Source organism: Nocardia fusca NBRC 14340, assembly GCF_001618425.1.
GTDB lineage: Bacteria > Actinomycetota > Actinomycetes > Mycobacteriales > Mycobacteriaceae > Nocardia > Nocardia fusca.
The window spans coordinates 35,642-50,041 of sequence record NZ_BDCU01000050.1; the positions used below are offsets into that span (position 1 = coordinate 35,642).

Annotated in this window: 14 protein-coding genes; 6 read left to right on the plus strand and 8 right to left on the minus strand. The window is 67.5% G+C overall.

Translation table 11 applies throughout. The annotated features are described in order from the left end of the window. Genes NF4_RS29345 through NF4_RS29355 form a run of 3 tightly spaced genes read right to left on the minus strand, consistent with a single transcriptional unit; the run spans position 1 to position 3,362 of the window. A complete protein-coding gene (locus NF4_RS29345; protein ID WP_063130629.1) occupies positions 1-1,089 on the minus strand; it encodes an acyl-CoA dehydrogenase family protein in 1,089 nt (362 codons plus the stop codon). Next, positions 1,076-1,981 (minus strand): acyl-CoA dehydrogenase family protein, encoded by a 906-nt coding sequence (locus NF4_RS29350; RefSeq protein ID WP_063130630.1) that lies wholly within the window; start codon positions 1,979-1,981, stop codon positions 1,076-1,078. Before NF4_RS29350 ends, NF4_RS29345 begins: the two co-directional genes overlap by 14 nt. Further along, positions 1,959-3,362, minus strand: a complete 1,404-nt coding sequence (locus NF4_RS29355; RefSeq protein WP_063130631.1) for a class I adenylate-forming enzyme family protein — start codon at positions 3,360-3,362, stop codon at positions 1,959-1,961. The genes NF4_RS29350 and NF4_RS29355 overlap by 23 nt, the downstream gene beginning before the upstream one ends. Before the next feature lie 100 nt (positions 3,363-3,462). Between NF4_RS29355 and NF4_RS29360 the strand changes: the two genes are divergently transcribed. The 3 genes from NF4_RS29360 to NF4_RS29370 all read left to right on the plus strand — a co-directional run bounded on the left by NF4_RS29360 (position 3,463) and on the right by NF4_RS29370 (position 5,918). Then, positions 3,463-4,668, plus strand: a complete 1,206-nt coding sequence (locus tag NF4_RS29360) for a ferredoxin--NADP reductase (protein ID WP_063130632.1) — start codon at positions 3,463-3,465, stop codon at positions 4,666-4,668. A 442-nt stretch (positions 4,669-5,110) separates the two neighbouring features. Beyond that, positions 5,111-5,578: a hypothetical protein gene (locus tag NF4_RS29365; RefSeq protein ID WP_157120666.1), complete on the plus strand. Its 468-nt coding sequence runs from the start codon at positions 5,111-5,113 to the stop codon at positions 5,576-5,578. Then, positions 5,565-5,918: a hypothetical protein gene (locus NF4_RS29370; protein ID WP_063130634.1), complete on the plus strand. Its 354-nt coding sequence runs from the start codon at positions 5,565-5,567 to the stop codon at positions 5,916-5,918. The genes NF4_RS29365 and NF4_RS29370 overlap by 14 nt, the downstream gene beginning before the upstream one ends. 199 nt (positions 5,919-6,117) lie before the next feature. Here the strand turns inward: NF4_RS29370 and NF4_RS40320 are convergent, their stop codons facing one another. From NF4_RS40320 to NF4_RS37055, 4 genes are all read right to left on the minus strand, one after another. Next, on the minus strand, positions 6,118-6,576 hold the full coding sequence (locus NF4_RS40320; protein ID WP_439956778.1) for a S1 RNA-binding domain-containing protein: 459 nt from the start codon (positions 6,574-6,576) through the stop codon (positions 6,118-6,120). 124 nt (positions 6,577-6,700) lie between these two features. After that, on the minus strand, positions 6,701-7,570 hold the full coding sequence (locus NF4_RS29380) for an alpha/beta fold hydrolase (protein WP_063130636.1): 870 nt from the start codon (positions 7,568-7,570) through the stop codon (positions 6,701-6,703). A gap of 204 nt (positions 7,571-7,774) precedes the next feature. Then, positions 7,775-8,680, minus strand: coding sequence for a helix-turn-helix transcriptional regulator (locus tag NF4_RS29385; RefSeq protein WP_063130637.1), 906 nt, complete (start codon positions 8,678-8,680; stop codon positions 7,775-7,777). A gap of 156 nt (positions 8,681-8,836) precedes the next feature. Then, positions 8,837-9,553 (minus strand): DUF6924 domain-containing protein, encoded by a 717-nt coding sequence (locus NF4_RS37055; RefSeq protein ID WP_063130638.1) that lies wholly within the window; start codon positions 9,551-9,553, stop codon positions 8,837-8,839. A 227-nt stretch (positions 9,554-9,780) separates the two neighbouring features. Here NF4_RS37055 and NF4_RS29395 point away from each other — a divergent pair, with 227 nt between their 5' ends. Genes NF4_RS29395 through NF4_RS29405 form a run of 3 tightly spaced genes read left to right on the plus strand, consistent with a single transcriptional unit; the run spans position 9,781 to position 12,970 of the window. Then, the gene (locus tag NF4_RS29395; protein ID WP_063130639.1) at positions 9,781-10,704 is read left to right on the plus strand and encodes a crotonase/enoyl-CoA hydratase family protein; all 924 of its coding nucleotides are present in this window, start codon (positions 9,781-9,783) and stop codon (positions 10,702-10,704) included. Then, positions 10,701-12,308 carry an AMP-binding protein gene (locus NF4_RS29400; RefSeq protein WP_063130640.1) on the plus strand — a complete coding sequence of 536 codons (1,608 nt, stop codon included), beginning with the start codon at positions 10,701-10,703 and terminating at the stop codon, positions 12,306-12,308. Before NF4_RS29395 ends, NF4_RS29400 begins: the two co-directional genes overlap by 4 nt. Next, the gene (locus NF4_RS29405) at positions 12,305-12,970 is read left to right on the plus strand and encodes a TetR/AcrR family transcriptional regulator (protein ID WP_232330705.1); all 666 of its coding nucleotides are present in this window, start codon (positions 12,305-12,307) and stop codon (positions 12,968-12,970) included. The genes NF4_RS29400 and NF4_RS29405 overlap by 4 nt, the downstream gene beginning before the upstream one ends. A gap of 3 nt (positions 12,971-12,973) precedes the next feature. On the opposite strand, the gene NF4_RS29410 is transcribed toward NF4_RS29405, so the two are convergent. Continuing rightward, entirely contained in the window at positions 12,974-14,218 is a 1,245-nt protein-coding gene (locus NF4_RS29410; RefSeq protein WP_063130641.1) for a cytochrome P450 family protein, read from the minus strand. Positions 14,219-14,400 lie beyond the last annotated feature (182 nt).

Genomic DNA, 14,400 nt, shown 5'->3' on the forward strand with positions numbered 1-14,400 from the left:
TCAGGCTCCCAATCCGAGGATGCGCGCGGCGATTATGTTCTTCTGGATCTGCGATGTCCCGCCCATCACGCTCTGCGCGCGGCTGTAGAGATAGGAGCCGAACATCTCCTGGTCGCCGGTGCCCGCCACGGCGAGCGCGGCATGCCCAACCGACTGGTCGACCCAGGTCATGAGCAATTTGTCGAGCGAACCCTGCGGACCGTGGGTCACCCCGTCCAATTGTTCGGACAGCCGCCGGCGGACGTGCAGTCGCAGCATCTCCGCTTGGACCGCCGCCCACGCGAGTTCGTCCGGTACCGCGCCGTCGGTGCGCGCGGCCAGCTGGCGCACCAGCTTCCCGTAGCGCGCGGCGTATCCGAGGGTGGATGGTTCGCGTTCGTGTCCGACCACGGTCATGGCCAGTTTCCAGCCCTCGCCGGGCGCGCCCACCATCTGATCCGCGGGCACCCGCGCGCCGTCGAAGAGCACCTGGCCGAATTCGGTGGTCACTCCGCTCATCATCTCCAGCGGCCGCTGCTCCACTCCGGGCTGTTTCATGGAGAGCACGAACGCCGAGATCCCCTTGTGCCGTGGCGCGGTGGGATCGGTGCGGGCCAGCAGCAGGCACCAGTCGGCCACATCGGAGTAGCTGGTCCAGATCTTGTGCCCGTGGATGATGTACTCGTCGCCGTCGCGGGTGGCCGTGGTGGTGAGGGAGGCCAGATCCGATCCGGCGCCCGGCTCACTGAAACCCTGGCACCAGCGCTGACTTCCGTCGATCATGCCGGGCAGGAAACGCCGGCACAGCTCCGGGCTCGCGTGGTGGCCGAGACCCTGGATCAGGTAGCCGAGACTCGGCCGCGGCGGCGCCCCGGCGATCGCCAGTTCCTCGTCCAGGATCACGTCGTAGACCGGCGGCAGTTCCTGTCCGCCGTACTCCTTGGGCCAGGACAGCCCGAAGAATCCGGCCCGGTACAGCTCGGAATGCCATTCGCCCTGCCGGGCCCAGTACTCGTCGCCGGAGGTCGGGTAGGTGCCCGCCACCCCGGCGAGCCAGTCGCGCAGGCGTTCCCGGAACGCCGCCTCCTCCGGGGAATCACGAAAGTCCAAGGCCGGCCTCCTCCAGGCGAACGGGGAACAGTTCGGTGGACACCAGGGCCCGCCGCAGATACACATGGGCCAGGCATTCCCACGTGTTGCCGATCCCGCCGTGCACCTGGATCGCTGTTTCGCAGACCGTCCGGGCGGCGCGGGCGGCGTAGATCTTGGCGATCCGGGCCGCCCGCAGGGCCTGCTCCGGCTCGAGTTCGTCGACGGCCCAGGCGGCATGCCAGAGCACACTGATCGAGCCCTCGATCAGGGCCTCGCTCTCCGCCAGCAGGTGACCTATCGCCTGGTATGAGCCGATCGTGTTCCCGTACTGGCTACGGACTTTCGCGTACTCCACCGCGAGCCGCTGGGCACCGCGCGCGGCACCGACCAGATCGGCGCAGGTGGTGGTGAGCGCCAGGGCCAGCCAGCGATCCCGGTGTCCCGCGGAGATATCACCCCGGGGTTCCCAGGGGCCCGCGGCCGCACCCGCGGCCCGGGTGAGATCCGCACCGGCGACCTCGTCGCCGACCGGCCCGGCGAATACACCGCTGCCCTCCAGTTTCAGCACCCGGTCGCGGCCGGAGGCGTCGATCGCGACGCCCGTGTGCGCCACCGTCCACCGTGCGGTGTCACCGTCGAGCCGGCCCTGCAGATCGTCGGCGAGGACCGGGCCCAGGAACGGGACATCGACCAGTCCGCGCGCGAACTCCTCGGCCACGATCGCCACCTCCACCCCGGAGGCGCCGTCGGAGCGCAGTTCCCGGAAACCGGTGCCCGCGACCGCGTCCTCCAACCGGGTGCGGCGGCGGGCATCGGCCAGGTCCAGCACCGAACCCGGGCCGAGTCCGTCGGCCAGTTTCGCGGCCGCGTCGCGCAGTTGCCGCTGTTCACTCGTCAGCCGGACGTCCATACCGCTCCTTCAGCACTCGCCGCAACACCTTGCCGGACGGCAGGCGGGGTATCTCGTCCACGAACAGCACCTGCCGCAACCGCTTGTACCCGGCCAGCCGCTCCTGCACGGTCGTCATCAGTTCCTCGGCCGTCACCGGGCTCGCGAGCGCGACGGCCGCCACGATCGCTTCGCCGTTCGCCCCGTCGGGCACCCCGAACACCGCGCAGTCGGCGACCGCGGCGTGGCCGTGCAGCACGGTTTCGATCTCGGCCGGCGCCACCTGGAAGCCGCGGACCTTGATCATTTCCTTGGAGCGGTCGGTGAGCCGCAGCCAGCCGTCCGCGTCCAGGTTCCCGACATCGCCGGTGCGATACCAGCCGTCGTCGAATGCCCCCGCGGTGGCGGAATCGGGCAGATAGCCCGCCATCACCGATTGGGCGCGCAACTGGATTTCGCCGTCCTCCCCCGGCGCGACGGGTCGTCCGTCCGCCAGCGACACCACCCGTACATCGACGCCGGGGACGGCCTTGCCGACGGAATCGAGCCGCGGAGAGTCGATCCGATTGCAGGCGATCACCGGGAGTTCGCTCGCCCCGTAGGCGGGCAACCAGGTGACACCGGTGCGCCGGGTGACGGTTTCGGCCACACTGGCCGTCACCGGAGTCGCGCCCCACATGATGTAGCGCAGCGAGGACAGATCGTAGGACTCCAGACCGGGGTGCTGCGCCATCGCCAGGGCGATCGGGGCGACCGCCATCTCGATGGTGATCTTGTCCGATTCGATGTGCCGCAGCACCCGTTCCAGTTCGAACCGCCGGTGCAATCGCACCCAGGCACCGCAGTCCAGCGCGGTGACGATATTGAGGATGCCGAGGATATGCGACGGCGGTGTGGCCACCTGGATCCGGTCGCCCGAGCCCAGTTGCAGCGCGTCACGCCAGTGCCGCACCGCCGCCGCGAACGACGCGTGGGTGTGGCGGACCGCTTTCGGCATACCGGTGGTGCCGGAACTGAACACGAGCACCGCGTCGCTGCCGGGATCGGGCTCGGCGAACGTGCGGGTAGGCGGGGGCGTGGGTTCGTCCAGGGAGATCATGTCCGCGAGTTCGGCCAGCACCGGATGATCGCCGAGCGCGTGCCGCGCGCCGGTGATCTCGAGCGCGTGCGCGACCTCGGCGCGTTTCCACGCCGGACTGAGCAGCACGACCGCGGCACCCAGCCGCCAGACCGCCAGCACCGCGGTCACGAATTCCGGGCGGTTCGAGGACATCAACGCCACTCGCTGCCCGGACCCGACCCCGCGTTGTGCGAGCAGCTCGGCCAGACCGTCGGCCGCCGCATCCAGTTCGGCGCGGGTGTACTCGCGGTCATCGAACGCGAGCACGGTGGGACCCGTCATCTGCGTCCCCCGATCCGGTAGCACTTCATGGCAGTTCCTATCCGAATTTGAGAATACTATTCTCGCCTGGATAGAATCTTAATACCAGAAGGAGGCGACCATGGCGAGACCACCGTTGTTCCGGCGCGCGAAGGTGACGCGCATCGTGAAGGAGACACCGGACACCCGCACCTTCGTGCTGGAACCGCACGACGGCCCCTTCTCCTACCAGGCCGGCCAGTTCTGCACGTTCAAGGTCGTGGTCGACGGCAAGCCGTACTTCCGCTCGTACTCGATGTCGAGTTGCCCGGTGACCGATACCGAGTTCATGACCACGGTCAAACGCGTACCCGGCGGCACAGTGTCGAACTGGATGCACGACAACCTCGGCGAAGGCGACGAGGTCGAGCTGACGGTGCCGACCGGCCGATTCTGCCTACGCGCAGGCGATGTCCCGGTGCTCGGGTTCTCCGGCGGCAGCGGCATCACCCCGATCATCTCGCTGGCCAAGAACACCCTGGCGACCACCGACCGCGAAGTCCGGCTGCTGTGCGCCGACCGCGACCGCACCTCCGCCATCTTCGAAGCCGCCCTGGACGAACTGGCCGCCCGCTACCCCGGCCGGCTGACGGTCGTGCGGCACCGCGACGACGAACACGGTTACGTGGATGCCGCGAAGGTCCTCGAATTCGTCGGCCCTCACACCGCCGGTGACGCCTACATCTGCGGGCCGGAACCCTTTATGGAGCTCGTCGAGAACGCACTACCGGGCCCGGGCCGGATCTTCTCCGAGCGTTTCGGCGGGGCCGCCGCCAAGCCCACCGCGCCCGCGGTCGGTGCCTCGAATTCGCCGGCACAAACCGTGTCCACAACGAATCCGACTGCGGCCGCCATCCCCAGTCCTGCGACACCGGCGGGCTCCACCGCTGCCCCGGCCCCCGTCGCGGCCCTGTCGGATGGCCCCGCCACCCCGGCGACCGCCACCGGTCCCGTGGCACCGGCGGCGAGCACCGGCGCTTCAGCGGCCGCCCCTGTGCAATCCGCCGCCACCGAGGAGGGCACGGTGACGATCTTCCTCAACCGCAAGAAGAAGTCCGTCCCGCGCCGCGACGGCGAAACCCTGTTGGAGAGCGCCCGCCGGGCCGGGCTCACGCCCCCGTTCTCCTGTGAATCCGGCAACTGCGCCACCTGCATGGCCAAACTCACCGAGGGTAAGGCGACCATGCGGGTCAACGACGCCCTCACCGACGACGACCTCGAAGAGGGCTACATCCTCACCTGCCAGGCCGTCCCCGACACCCCGTCGGTAACCGTCCGCTATGAATGAGCCGGTGCCGCCGGTGCCACGCATGCGTGCTGTGTACTCAGTGTTGTAGGGCAACCTCGGATACCTGGCCCTTGCCGAGGCCGATTCCTCACATGCTGCTGTAGATGACCGCGCCCTTGAATGTGCGGGCTGCACGCGGCAAGCGCTCGGTCAGGCTCTCCTGCTCGTCGCCGACTCGCGCGATCTCATCTACCCCACCACCTTTATCGCAGCCTCCGGCCGTTGCCCGTGATCATCTTTCGCCATTGCTCGATCGGCACAGGCGTCGGACTGTGCCGCAGGGCCCGCGCCGAAAACTGAGTCCCGTGCGGTTTCAGCAGCCTTACCAGCGGTTTCTTTAGGGCCCGGGCGCGGCGGCGAAGAGGCGGAACCGGAACAGCGCCTGCACCGTCAAATCCCTTTGTAAAGCAGGGCACCGATCGGTGCGAGGTGGGGAGTCGAGTTGAAGATACGTGTACTTGTGATGGCCGCGGCCGCGGCAGTGTTGCCGATCATGGGGTTGACGCCGATTCCGGTGGCTCATGCATCCTTTCCGTGGGGGGCGTGCGGAGCCAGCTCGCCGGAGGACAAGGTCGTCACAACCTTCGGTGAATGGAAGCTGCTCTGCGGTAACGACAGGAGCGGATACCGGCATATCCAACAGCGGCATATGACCGACTGGGAGAACCTGGCGGCAATCGAGGGCCGGAACTGGCGGGACATCGCCGATATGGCGATGGCCAAGGCTCACGACGCCCCGGACTGGCGCGGCCCGGTCCGCGATGGCAAGTACTGTCATACTGGCCAGATCTACCTGGTGAATCGTGCTACCGGAGCCATAGCCAAAACCGTTCAGCCCACCGTGATAGTGAACGCGAACGGCGTGATCGTTACCGCATACCCCGGAGGAGGCTGTGATGGCAGAGCCTGAGCCCAGCATCGACGAACTCATCGAGTCGGTCATTCGTGCCGGCACCGAAGCCGGGTACCGAATCGGCCGCGACGATGCAGGCAGGCTGCAAGTCACCGCTACCGCCGGCTCACCGGTGGATCCTCCGCTGACGTTTCGGTTCACCGGGCAACAGCTTCGCGACTACTACACAAGCGTCGCAACAGACGCCGGAAAGCCCGGTGGGGCGAGCACTCCGTGGGAGACGTGGATGCTGTTGATGTCGACGCATCTCAGCGAGGCCGTATACAAGGCCGGTACGGTGGCCGGGCCCTCCGAAATCGTGATCGATAAAGGGGGCTTCTGGATCGGACCCGGATAGCCGAGCAATCCGCCCGGCTCGAACTGTTCTGAACGAGATACACCACCGGCCCTGCACAGTCCTGCAGGGACGCTGCCAAGCGACGGGCTGCATTCCTCACATGCCAGGCCGTCCCCGATACCCGTCGGTGACCGTCCGCTACCAAATAGCATCCGCTGACAGCGGCGGCGTCCCGCGCGGATTGTGGTGACGTCGTCGGTCACCTCTCGTGGCGGGGTGCACGGGGCTGCCTCTGAGACAGAGTGATACGGCGCCGGGCGAGGTCGACATCGATGATCTTCACGGTGAGGACGTCGCCGACCTCGACGACGTCTCCGGTCGATTCATCCAGCTCGCTGGTGTGCACGAGTCCTTCGAAGCCGTCCGCTCGGTCTTCGATGCGTACGAAGACGCCGAACGACACGATCTTGGCGACCGGTCCGGTGACCACCTGCCCGCTCCGCGGCGCTACCCGGGGCCACGGGTCTTCCTGCATTGCCCGGAGCGACAACGCGACTCGTTGTCCGCCGGGTGACGAAAGTGTCGAAGCGTTCTGGTGGCGGTCGAGGACGAGAGCCCGGGCCGAATGGTGCCGGTCGCGATTGGCTTCGGTCGGTAATGTACAGATCACCGGACATCCTAACGCCACAACCGGTTGCCCACACGCGTCGAGCAGCACCGGGCAATCCGCCGCTCGGGGTGCCGGTCGCGCAGCGATTCCCGTCCGGCTCGGTGTCGACCCCGCATGCCACGCCGGCAGCACACCGGCGGCGGCCCGGCGCTGCCCGTCGGTCGCTACGGGCTCATCCCTGATCGTCCAGGACCTCCCGCAGCCTGCGTGCGAATTTCTCGGGCTCCCCGGCGTATCCGAATTCTCCATCGAGGAAGCCGCCGTGATGACTGGGGAACACGGTCACGCGCTGACCGAACAATTCGGCGGTGGCTGTCGCGGTGCGGCCGGTGAACGTATTCCCTGTTTCCGCTCCCACCGCGATGATGATGCGGGTCGGTGCGGTGGCTGCTGCGGTGGGGTCGACCCGATAGCTACTCACCGACCAGGACCGATCCGACAGCAGCGGGTCGTCCCGAGAACCGTCGTCCTCGGTCGGCATGCCGAACAGGGCGGGGTCGGCGGCCGGTTGCGCGAAGTACTCCTCGGTGAACTCGCCTCCCCAGGAAGTCATCGCGACGAAAGCCGCCATCCCGGCACCGAAACCCTTTGCCTCGTACGCGTCACGCACGGCCGCGCGAGCACGTTCGGCGGCCGCGGCATCGGGCAGCACCGGGATCAGCGGCGGCTCGTGCGCCACCAGCGTGATCACGTCGCCGGGGTGGGCCGCCACGAGCGCGAGTGCGGTCACCGCGCCGCCGCTGCTTGCGAACATCTCGACCGGACCGGCAACCAGCGCCTCGACAACGGCATGCACGTCCTCCGCTTGGACCTCCGGCACGTGATCGACGCGACCATCCTTACGAACGCTGCGGCCGATGCCCCGCGGGTCATAGGTGACGACGGTGCGGTCGGGGAAATGCGCGGCGAGCGCGCGGAATCCGGCGGCTTCCATAGGCTGGCCGATCATGAACAGTGGCGGCCGTCCTCCGGCGGTGGGCAGCGGGCCGTGCACGTCGTAGACGATATCGGCACCGGCGGTTTCGAGAATATGCGTCGACATACCGGTGACGACGCCTTGCGGGTCGGGAATTCATCGCGTCACGAACCGGCCGGGCGGGTTCTCGGACCTGTCCGGTCCGCGATGGCCACCCGAGCCTCGCAATGGACGCCGCACTGCCCTGGCCGAGCGGACTTTCCCAGCGGGCGGCTGCCGACGTGGTCTGCGAAAAGTTGGTGTGGCTTCCTGGGTGCCGAGTGTTCGGGTCTATTCTTCGGATTCCATGGCGCGTGTGACCGCGCGAGCCGCGAAGCCGGTCGAACGTCCCACGTCCTGATCCGGTGGTTGAGCTGGCGGGTTCTTTCGTCGGAATCGACCTGGTGGCTGGCCGAATTCGTTTTTGAACGCGTGGGCGAACGCGAATTCGGATGCATAACCCGAGTCTCGAGCGATGACCGTCAGCGGGGTATCGGTGTCGCGCAGTTGCCGAGCCGCGAGGGTCATGCGCCACCAAGTGAGGTAGGCGATGGGTGGACGGCCGATGAGGTCGGTGAATCGGCGGGCGAGGCCGGCTCGCGAAATCCCCGCGTGCGACGCGAGTTCGGCGACTGTCCAGTCGTGCCCGGGCGAGCCGTGGATGGCCGAGAGCGCCGCGGCGACGGCTGGGTCGTGTAACGCGGCCGACCACCCGGTGCCGGTTTGGCGGTCGAGCCAGCCGCGCAGGATGTGTAGCAGTAGCGCGTCGAGCAGTGAACGGAGCATGGCATCGTGACCGGGCCGGTCGGCGGCGAGTTCGCTGTCCAGGAGATCGATGATCGCCCCGATCGGGGTGTGGCGAGTTTCCGGGGCGGGCAGATGGATGACCTCGGGCAGATCGGCGAGCATCGGATGTGCCCGGCTTCGATCGAGAAAGTAGGCACCGCACAGTGGCTTCCCGCAGGCCCGACCGAGCGAGACCGCGCCGGGCGGCAATTCACCTACCTGCTCGATGCCGTGGACCACCAGGGTCAGCAGACACGCGGAATCATCCGAGGCCGAGACACCTACGGAACCACTGCCGCCGCCGTGGTCGAAGCAGCCCGGCGATTGGCGGCAAGCGACACTGCCGCCGGAGTACGCACCCCCGCGCAAGCATTCGATCCCGCCGACTTCCTCGAAGCTCTTTCCCGCCACGACCTCGCTTGGACCATCGAGGCGACTCCGACAGTGAAGTGACAAAGATGTCATGTCCTCAACGGCTCCCCTGGTCCGCACAGTGGAACGCGAATCGGGGTTCCGCCCGCAGCGAGTTGCGGCGGCTGTAACGTCGATTGCGGCCGCCGCAGGCCCTCAGGCGAAGCCGCGGAACACACCGTCCGGGTCGGCGGCGTCGGCGAAGTCCGCGAAGTCCGCGAAGTCCATATTGGCGATGGACAGATTGTTTTCGATGCCCCACATCTCCGACGGGAGGATTCGGACGGTCCGGCCGCGTTCGTGACCGGTCTCCTCCGGGCCGGTGTCGACGGCGAGGATCGGATGTTCGGGGTCGGTGAGGGTGACGGTGTCGGCGAGGAAGGCAAAGTAGGTCGGCCGGTCGCCGATCTTGCCGAGCAGTGCATCGATCGACAAGCCGTCGTTCTCCGGGTTGTCGATGCAGGTCAGCGTGGCAACGAAGGCTGCATCCTCGCCCACGCCGGGCGCCATCGCCAATGCGGCCACGACCCGCCACGCCTCGTCGTCACCGAAGTCGGTCCGGATGAACGGCGACACATCGTCTTCGAGGTAGTCGTCCAGTCTGCGCCCGGTGCCCAGCGCTTCGGTGAGTTCGGCACCCGCCCGCACGGCCGCATCGGCCGGGACGTCTCCGCGGTCCTGTCCGGCACCGTCCGGCGAAACGATAGAGGCGATGATCCGTTCACAGTCGACCGGCGACAGTGGGATGTCGCTGCGGATCTCGAATGTCCAGGGACCGAGCGGCGCTCGGTGTGCTATCGGCGTTTGCCGCACCGCGGGTTCCGGCTCGGGTTCGCCGGTATCGGTATGCCACTGGCGCAGGGTGAACGACATTCGGCGATGGTAGGGCACCGTACCGACACCCGGCGTCTACTCCTGCGGTACCAGTGGTCCGACCATCCCGCCACGCCCGTGGCAGGGCATCCCGGTGGTGGACGAGCCGTGGCGGACGGTATACGGATCGCCCGTAGGTCGGCCCCGGGGCCGGACGCTGCATTGACAGTCCAATCGGACTGTGAAAGCGTTCTCGGCACCGACGCCGCCGAGATTGGAATACCGAGATGACCTTCGCCGGTAACACGGTCGACTACGCAGTACGCGACCATCGCGCCTACCTCACCCTGAACCGCCCGGAGCGGCTGAACGCGATCACCGGCGAGATGGCCCGCGAGATCGGCGAGGCCGTCGCCGCGGCGAATGCCGACGATTCCGTGCGTGTCATCGTGATCCAGGGAGCCGGGCGCGCCTTCTGCGCGGGCTACGATCTGAAGCTCTACGCCGAAGGCGGCGAAGAACATCAGGGTGCGGTCTGGGATCCGATCAAGGACTTCCGGATGATGAAGGCCAACACCGACCACTTCTTCTCGCTCTGGCGCTCGGCCAAGCCGACCGTCGCCAAGGTGCACGGTTACGCGGTGGCGGGCGGCAGCGATATCGCCCTCTCCTGCGATCTGGTCGTGATGGCCGAGGACGCCCGGATCGGGTACATGCCGGCCCGGGTGTGGGGCTGCCCCACGACAGCGATGTGGGTGTATCGCCTCGGTGCCGAACGCGCCAAACGTATGCTGCTCACCGGTGACACCATCGACGGGGTCCGAGCCCGGGAGTGGGGGCTGGTCATCGACGCGGTACCGGCGGCCGAACTCGACACCGCGGTCGAAGACCTCGTCGACCGGATGGCCGGGGTTCCGACCAATCAGCTGGTCATGCAGAAGATGATGATCAACCAGGCCTACGACAACATGGGCCTGCAAACCACCCAGAACCTGGCCGTTCTCTTCGACGGCATCACCCGTCACTCCCCCGAAGGCCGCTGGTTCGTCGACTTCGCCCAGCAACACGGCTTCGACGCCGCGGTCCAGTGGCGTGATACCGGTCGTTTCATCCCCGACGGTGGCGGCGAGATCCCGTCCGACGACGAAATCGCCCGCATGAAACGCGAACTCGACGAGAGAGCGGCCGCCACCGCGGAGCGCCGCCGATGACCGCGCTCACCCGATCCGTATGGCCGATCGACACCAGCAGGCCCGTGCTCGAGCTGACCGTGGGCGAACTGCTCCAGCAGGCGGCCGCCGAGGCACCGGAACGGCTCGCGCTCGTCTCGGTCGCGCCCGACCGCAATGCCCGCACCTGGACTTACGCACAGTTACGCGACGATGCCGAACATGCGGCAGCCTGGTTGCTCGACCGTTTCCAGCCCGGTGAACATATAGCGGTATGGGCACCGAATGTCCCCGAATGGCTGGTACTCCAGTACGGCGCCGCCCTCGGCGGTCTGGTGCTCGTCACGACCAATCCCGCGCTGCGCGGCCCCGAACTCGAATACGCGCTCGACAGGTCACACGCGGCCGGGGTCTTCTACACCGACCGCTTCCGCGGCACCGATATGGCCGCACTGATCCGCGCCGTGCTGCCCGCCGCGCCCGCGGTGCGGGAATCCGTCACCTTCGAGGGCTGGCTCGACGAAGTGCGCCGCACCGCGAAACGGTCGCAGTTACCGGTGGTCGATCCACTGTCGGCCACCCAGATCCAATTCACCTCCGGCACCACCGGTCGGGCGAAGCCGGCGGTCCTCGCACACCGGTCGATGGTGACCAACGCGGCCTTTGTCCGGGACCGCTGCGGCGCATCACCGGGAGCGACATTCGCCACGGCACTGCCGCTGTTCCACACCGCCGGCTGCGGTCTGGCCGCGCTGGGTTCGATGCACCAGCGGGCCACGCTCGTGCTCGCCGAGATCTTCGATCCCACAACTATGCTGACGGCGATCCAGGATCATCGCGCCGAGATCTACGGTGGCGTGCCCGCGATGCTGCACGCCTTGCTCGCACATCCCGGGCTGGCCGATTTCGATCTCGGTGCGCTGCGGGTCGTCATGTCCGGGGGCGATGCCGTCCCGCCGGCCCTGGTCGACAGCTGGGCGACGGTCTGCGGCGCCGCGACCAGCGCGGTCTACGGTCAGACCGAACTCGGGCCGGTCGTATGCCAGACGAGTCCGGCCGACAGCCGCGAGGACAACCGGTTCACGGCGGGGCGGCCCCTTCCCGGAGTGGAAGTATCCATCGTCGATCCCGGCACCGGTGTGGTGCAGCCCATCGGGGTCGAGGGCGAGATCTGCGCCCGTGGCTACCAGCAGATGATCGGATACCTCGATATGCCCGCCGAGACCGCGCAGACGATCGATGCCGAGGGCCGGCTGCACACCGGCGATCTCGGGACAATGGACGCCCGCGGATACATCCGGGTCACCGGGCGGCTCAAGGATATGATCATCCGCGGCGGGGAGAACATCTATCCCCGCGAGATCGAACAAGCCCTGGCCGCGCACCCAGCGATCGCCGACGCGGCCGTCCTCGGCCTGCCCGACGAAACCTGGGGCGAAAGCGTGGCCGCCGTGGTCCGGCCGGACCCTGCACAACCCACCCCCACACCTGCGGAACTGCACGATTACCTGAGGGAACGGCTCGCCCCGCACAAGGCCCCCAAATCCTGGTACGTCGCCGAGAGCTTTCCCGTCAACGCGATGGGCAAACTCCAGAAATTCCGGCTTCGCGACCAGATCGCCGACGGCCGGCTGGACACATTGTGAACCGGGATCCGGTCCGCGCCGAGCACGGTGGAGGTTCGGAGCGGCCGGCTTCCGCGCCACCGGCAGCGCGCGCGGCAATCCCGACCCGTAGGGAGCAGCATGCGAAAACCCATGCGGCACTGCTCGATGCCACGATCCGGTGTCTGGTGGAGCACGGCTACGCCGGGACGACCACGCAACGAATCCAGGAGGCGGCCGGAGTATCGCGGGGTGCGCTGCTCCATCATTTCCCCTCGAAATCGGAATTACTGGTCGCCGCGATCCACCACATCGCCGATATACGCCTGCGTCACCTAGGTGAAGTCGTCGCAGATCTCGGCAACGGCCCCGAGGCTTTGGCACAGCTGGTGCACGCGATCCGGTCGGCGATGACCGGGCCGCCCTTTCAGGCCGCTCTCGAGCTGTGGGCCGCCTCCCGCACCGACACGCAACTGCGCGCGGCGTTACTACCGGCGGAGAAGCGGCTGGGGTCCGCACTCCGAGTGATTTTCCAGCAGCATGCGGGCATCGCCGATCCCGAAGCGGCCCGCACGGCCTTCGAATCACTCATGGCACTCGTGCGCGGACTCGAACTGACCCGCCTCATGCGCGCCGATCCGACCGTGGCCGACCGGATCGTCGACGACTGGCTGCACAGCGTGGACAGGTTGCGCGACAGCTGACGGCTATACCGGCAACAGCGGGGGTGAGGGCGGAAAGACGACAGGTAGCGCGGTCAACGCCCGATGGAACGCACCGGTACGCCAGGTCAGCTCACCGGCCGGCACCCCCAGCCGGATCTCGGGCAGGCCGTCGAGCAGCTGGTCGATGGCATCCTGCGCGATCAGATAGGCCAGTGAACTCGCCGGACAGACGTGCGGCCCACCACCGAAGGCCAGATGCGCGCGGTTGCCCGCATGCTGGTTGCTCCCGATCACCGGATCGGTATTACATGCGGCCATACTGATGACGACGGGCTGATGGGCAGGCAACCAGACATCGTCGATGAGGATCGGCTGCTTCGGGAACGTGAAGCAGAAATTCGCCATCGGCGGATCGTTGAACAGGACCTCGTCCAGCGCGTCCCGGGTGGACAGGCTGCCGTCGAGCGCCCGGCCCCCGAACTGCTCGTCGGTGAGCATCAGTCGCAGCGCGTTGACGATCAGATTCTGCAGCGGTTCGATACCGGCCCCGTAGAGCGTGCCCACCTGGTTCATGAGCTCGGGGTCGGTCAATGCGCTCGAATGCCGCATCATCCGCGTCGTCACATCATCACCGGGTTCGGCGCGTTTGAGTTCGACCAGATCCGCCAGCGATTTCATCAGCACCTGTGCTCCCTCCTCCGCGCCGACGCCCTCGAACATCGCCGCCATGCCTGTCGCGGCCCGCTGCGCGATCTCGGTGGGACAGCCCAACATCGCGTTCAGCACCGCGAAGGTGAGTGGAAACGCGTACTGCCGGATCAGATCAGCGGATCCGTCGCCGCAGAAGGAGTTGATCAGCGGAACAGCTATCTGCTCCACAGTCGCGTGCAGGCCGTACGGGTCGACCTCAGCCAGCCCCGCGACGATGGCCTGCCGGTACCGCGCGTGTGCGCGGCCGTCGTTACGCCGGGCGTTCGGCCGCCACTGCATGAGCGGCAGTACCGGGCAATCCGCGGGAATATCGCGCTGCCACGTACGCGGATCGGCCGGAAAATGGTCCGGATCGCCGAAGATACGCAGTGCGGTGTAATAGCCGATCACCAGCGTCGCGGGCACTCCCGGAGCTACCTCCACCGGAACCAGCGACCCGTACTGTTCCCGCATCGCGCGATAGGTGCTGTGCGGATCGACCGCGAACTCCGGTACATACAGCGGGATTCGTGGGCCGTCGGTACCGGTCGGTGAGCTGTGCGGGGCTCGGGGCGATAGCTGGTCGGAATTCGTCACCGGACGAATCCTAGGCACAATACCGGTGCGATATCGGCGAACAGACGCAGTCGTTCCCGGCGGCCGGAGCCGCGATCGACGGCTAGGTTGCGCACCCCGGCGGCACGGCGCGTCCGTGCCTGGCGCCTGTCGCCCGTATGGCGGCGTGCCGGGCGATAGCGCAGTCGTGCAGGCCGTTCACA

What these genes read in the sequence shown, in the direction of transcription:
- NF4_RS29350 (WP_063130630.1), bottom strand. Translation starts at nt 1,981, where the DNA reads ATGGACGTCCGGCTGACGAGTGAACAGCGGCAACTGCGCGACGCGGCC.
- NF4_RS29355 (WP_063130631.1), bottom strand. Translation starts at nt 3,362, where the DNA reads ATGACGGGTCCCACCGTGCTCGCGTTCGATGACCGCGAGTACACCCGC.
- NF4_RS29360 (WP_063130632.1), top strand. Translation starts at nt 3,463, where the DNA reads ATGGCGAGACCACCGTTGTTCCGGCGCGCGAAGGTGACGCGCATCGTG.
- NF4_RS29370 (WP_063130634.1), top strand. Translation starts at nt 5,565, where the DNA reads ATGGCAGAGCCTGAGCCCAGCATCGACGAACTCATCGAGTCGGTCATT.
- NF4_RS29380 (WP_063130636.1), bottom strand. Translation starts at nt 7,570, where the DNA reads ATGTCGACGCATATTCTCGAAACCGCCGGTGCCGATATCGTCTACGAC.
- NF4_RS37055 (WP_063130638.1), bottom strand. Translation starts at nt 9,553, where the DNA reads ATGTCGTTCACCCTGCGCCAGTGGCATACCGATACCGGCGAACCCGAG.
- NF4_RS29395 (WP_063130639.1), top strand. Translation starts at nt 9,781, where the DNA reads ATGACCTTCGCCGGTAACACGGTCGACTACGCAGTACGCGACCATCGC.
- NF4_RS29400 (WP_063130640.1), top strand. Translation starts at nt 10,701, where the DNA reads ATGACCGCGCTCACCCGATCCGTATGGCCGATCGACACCAGCAGGCCC.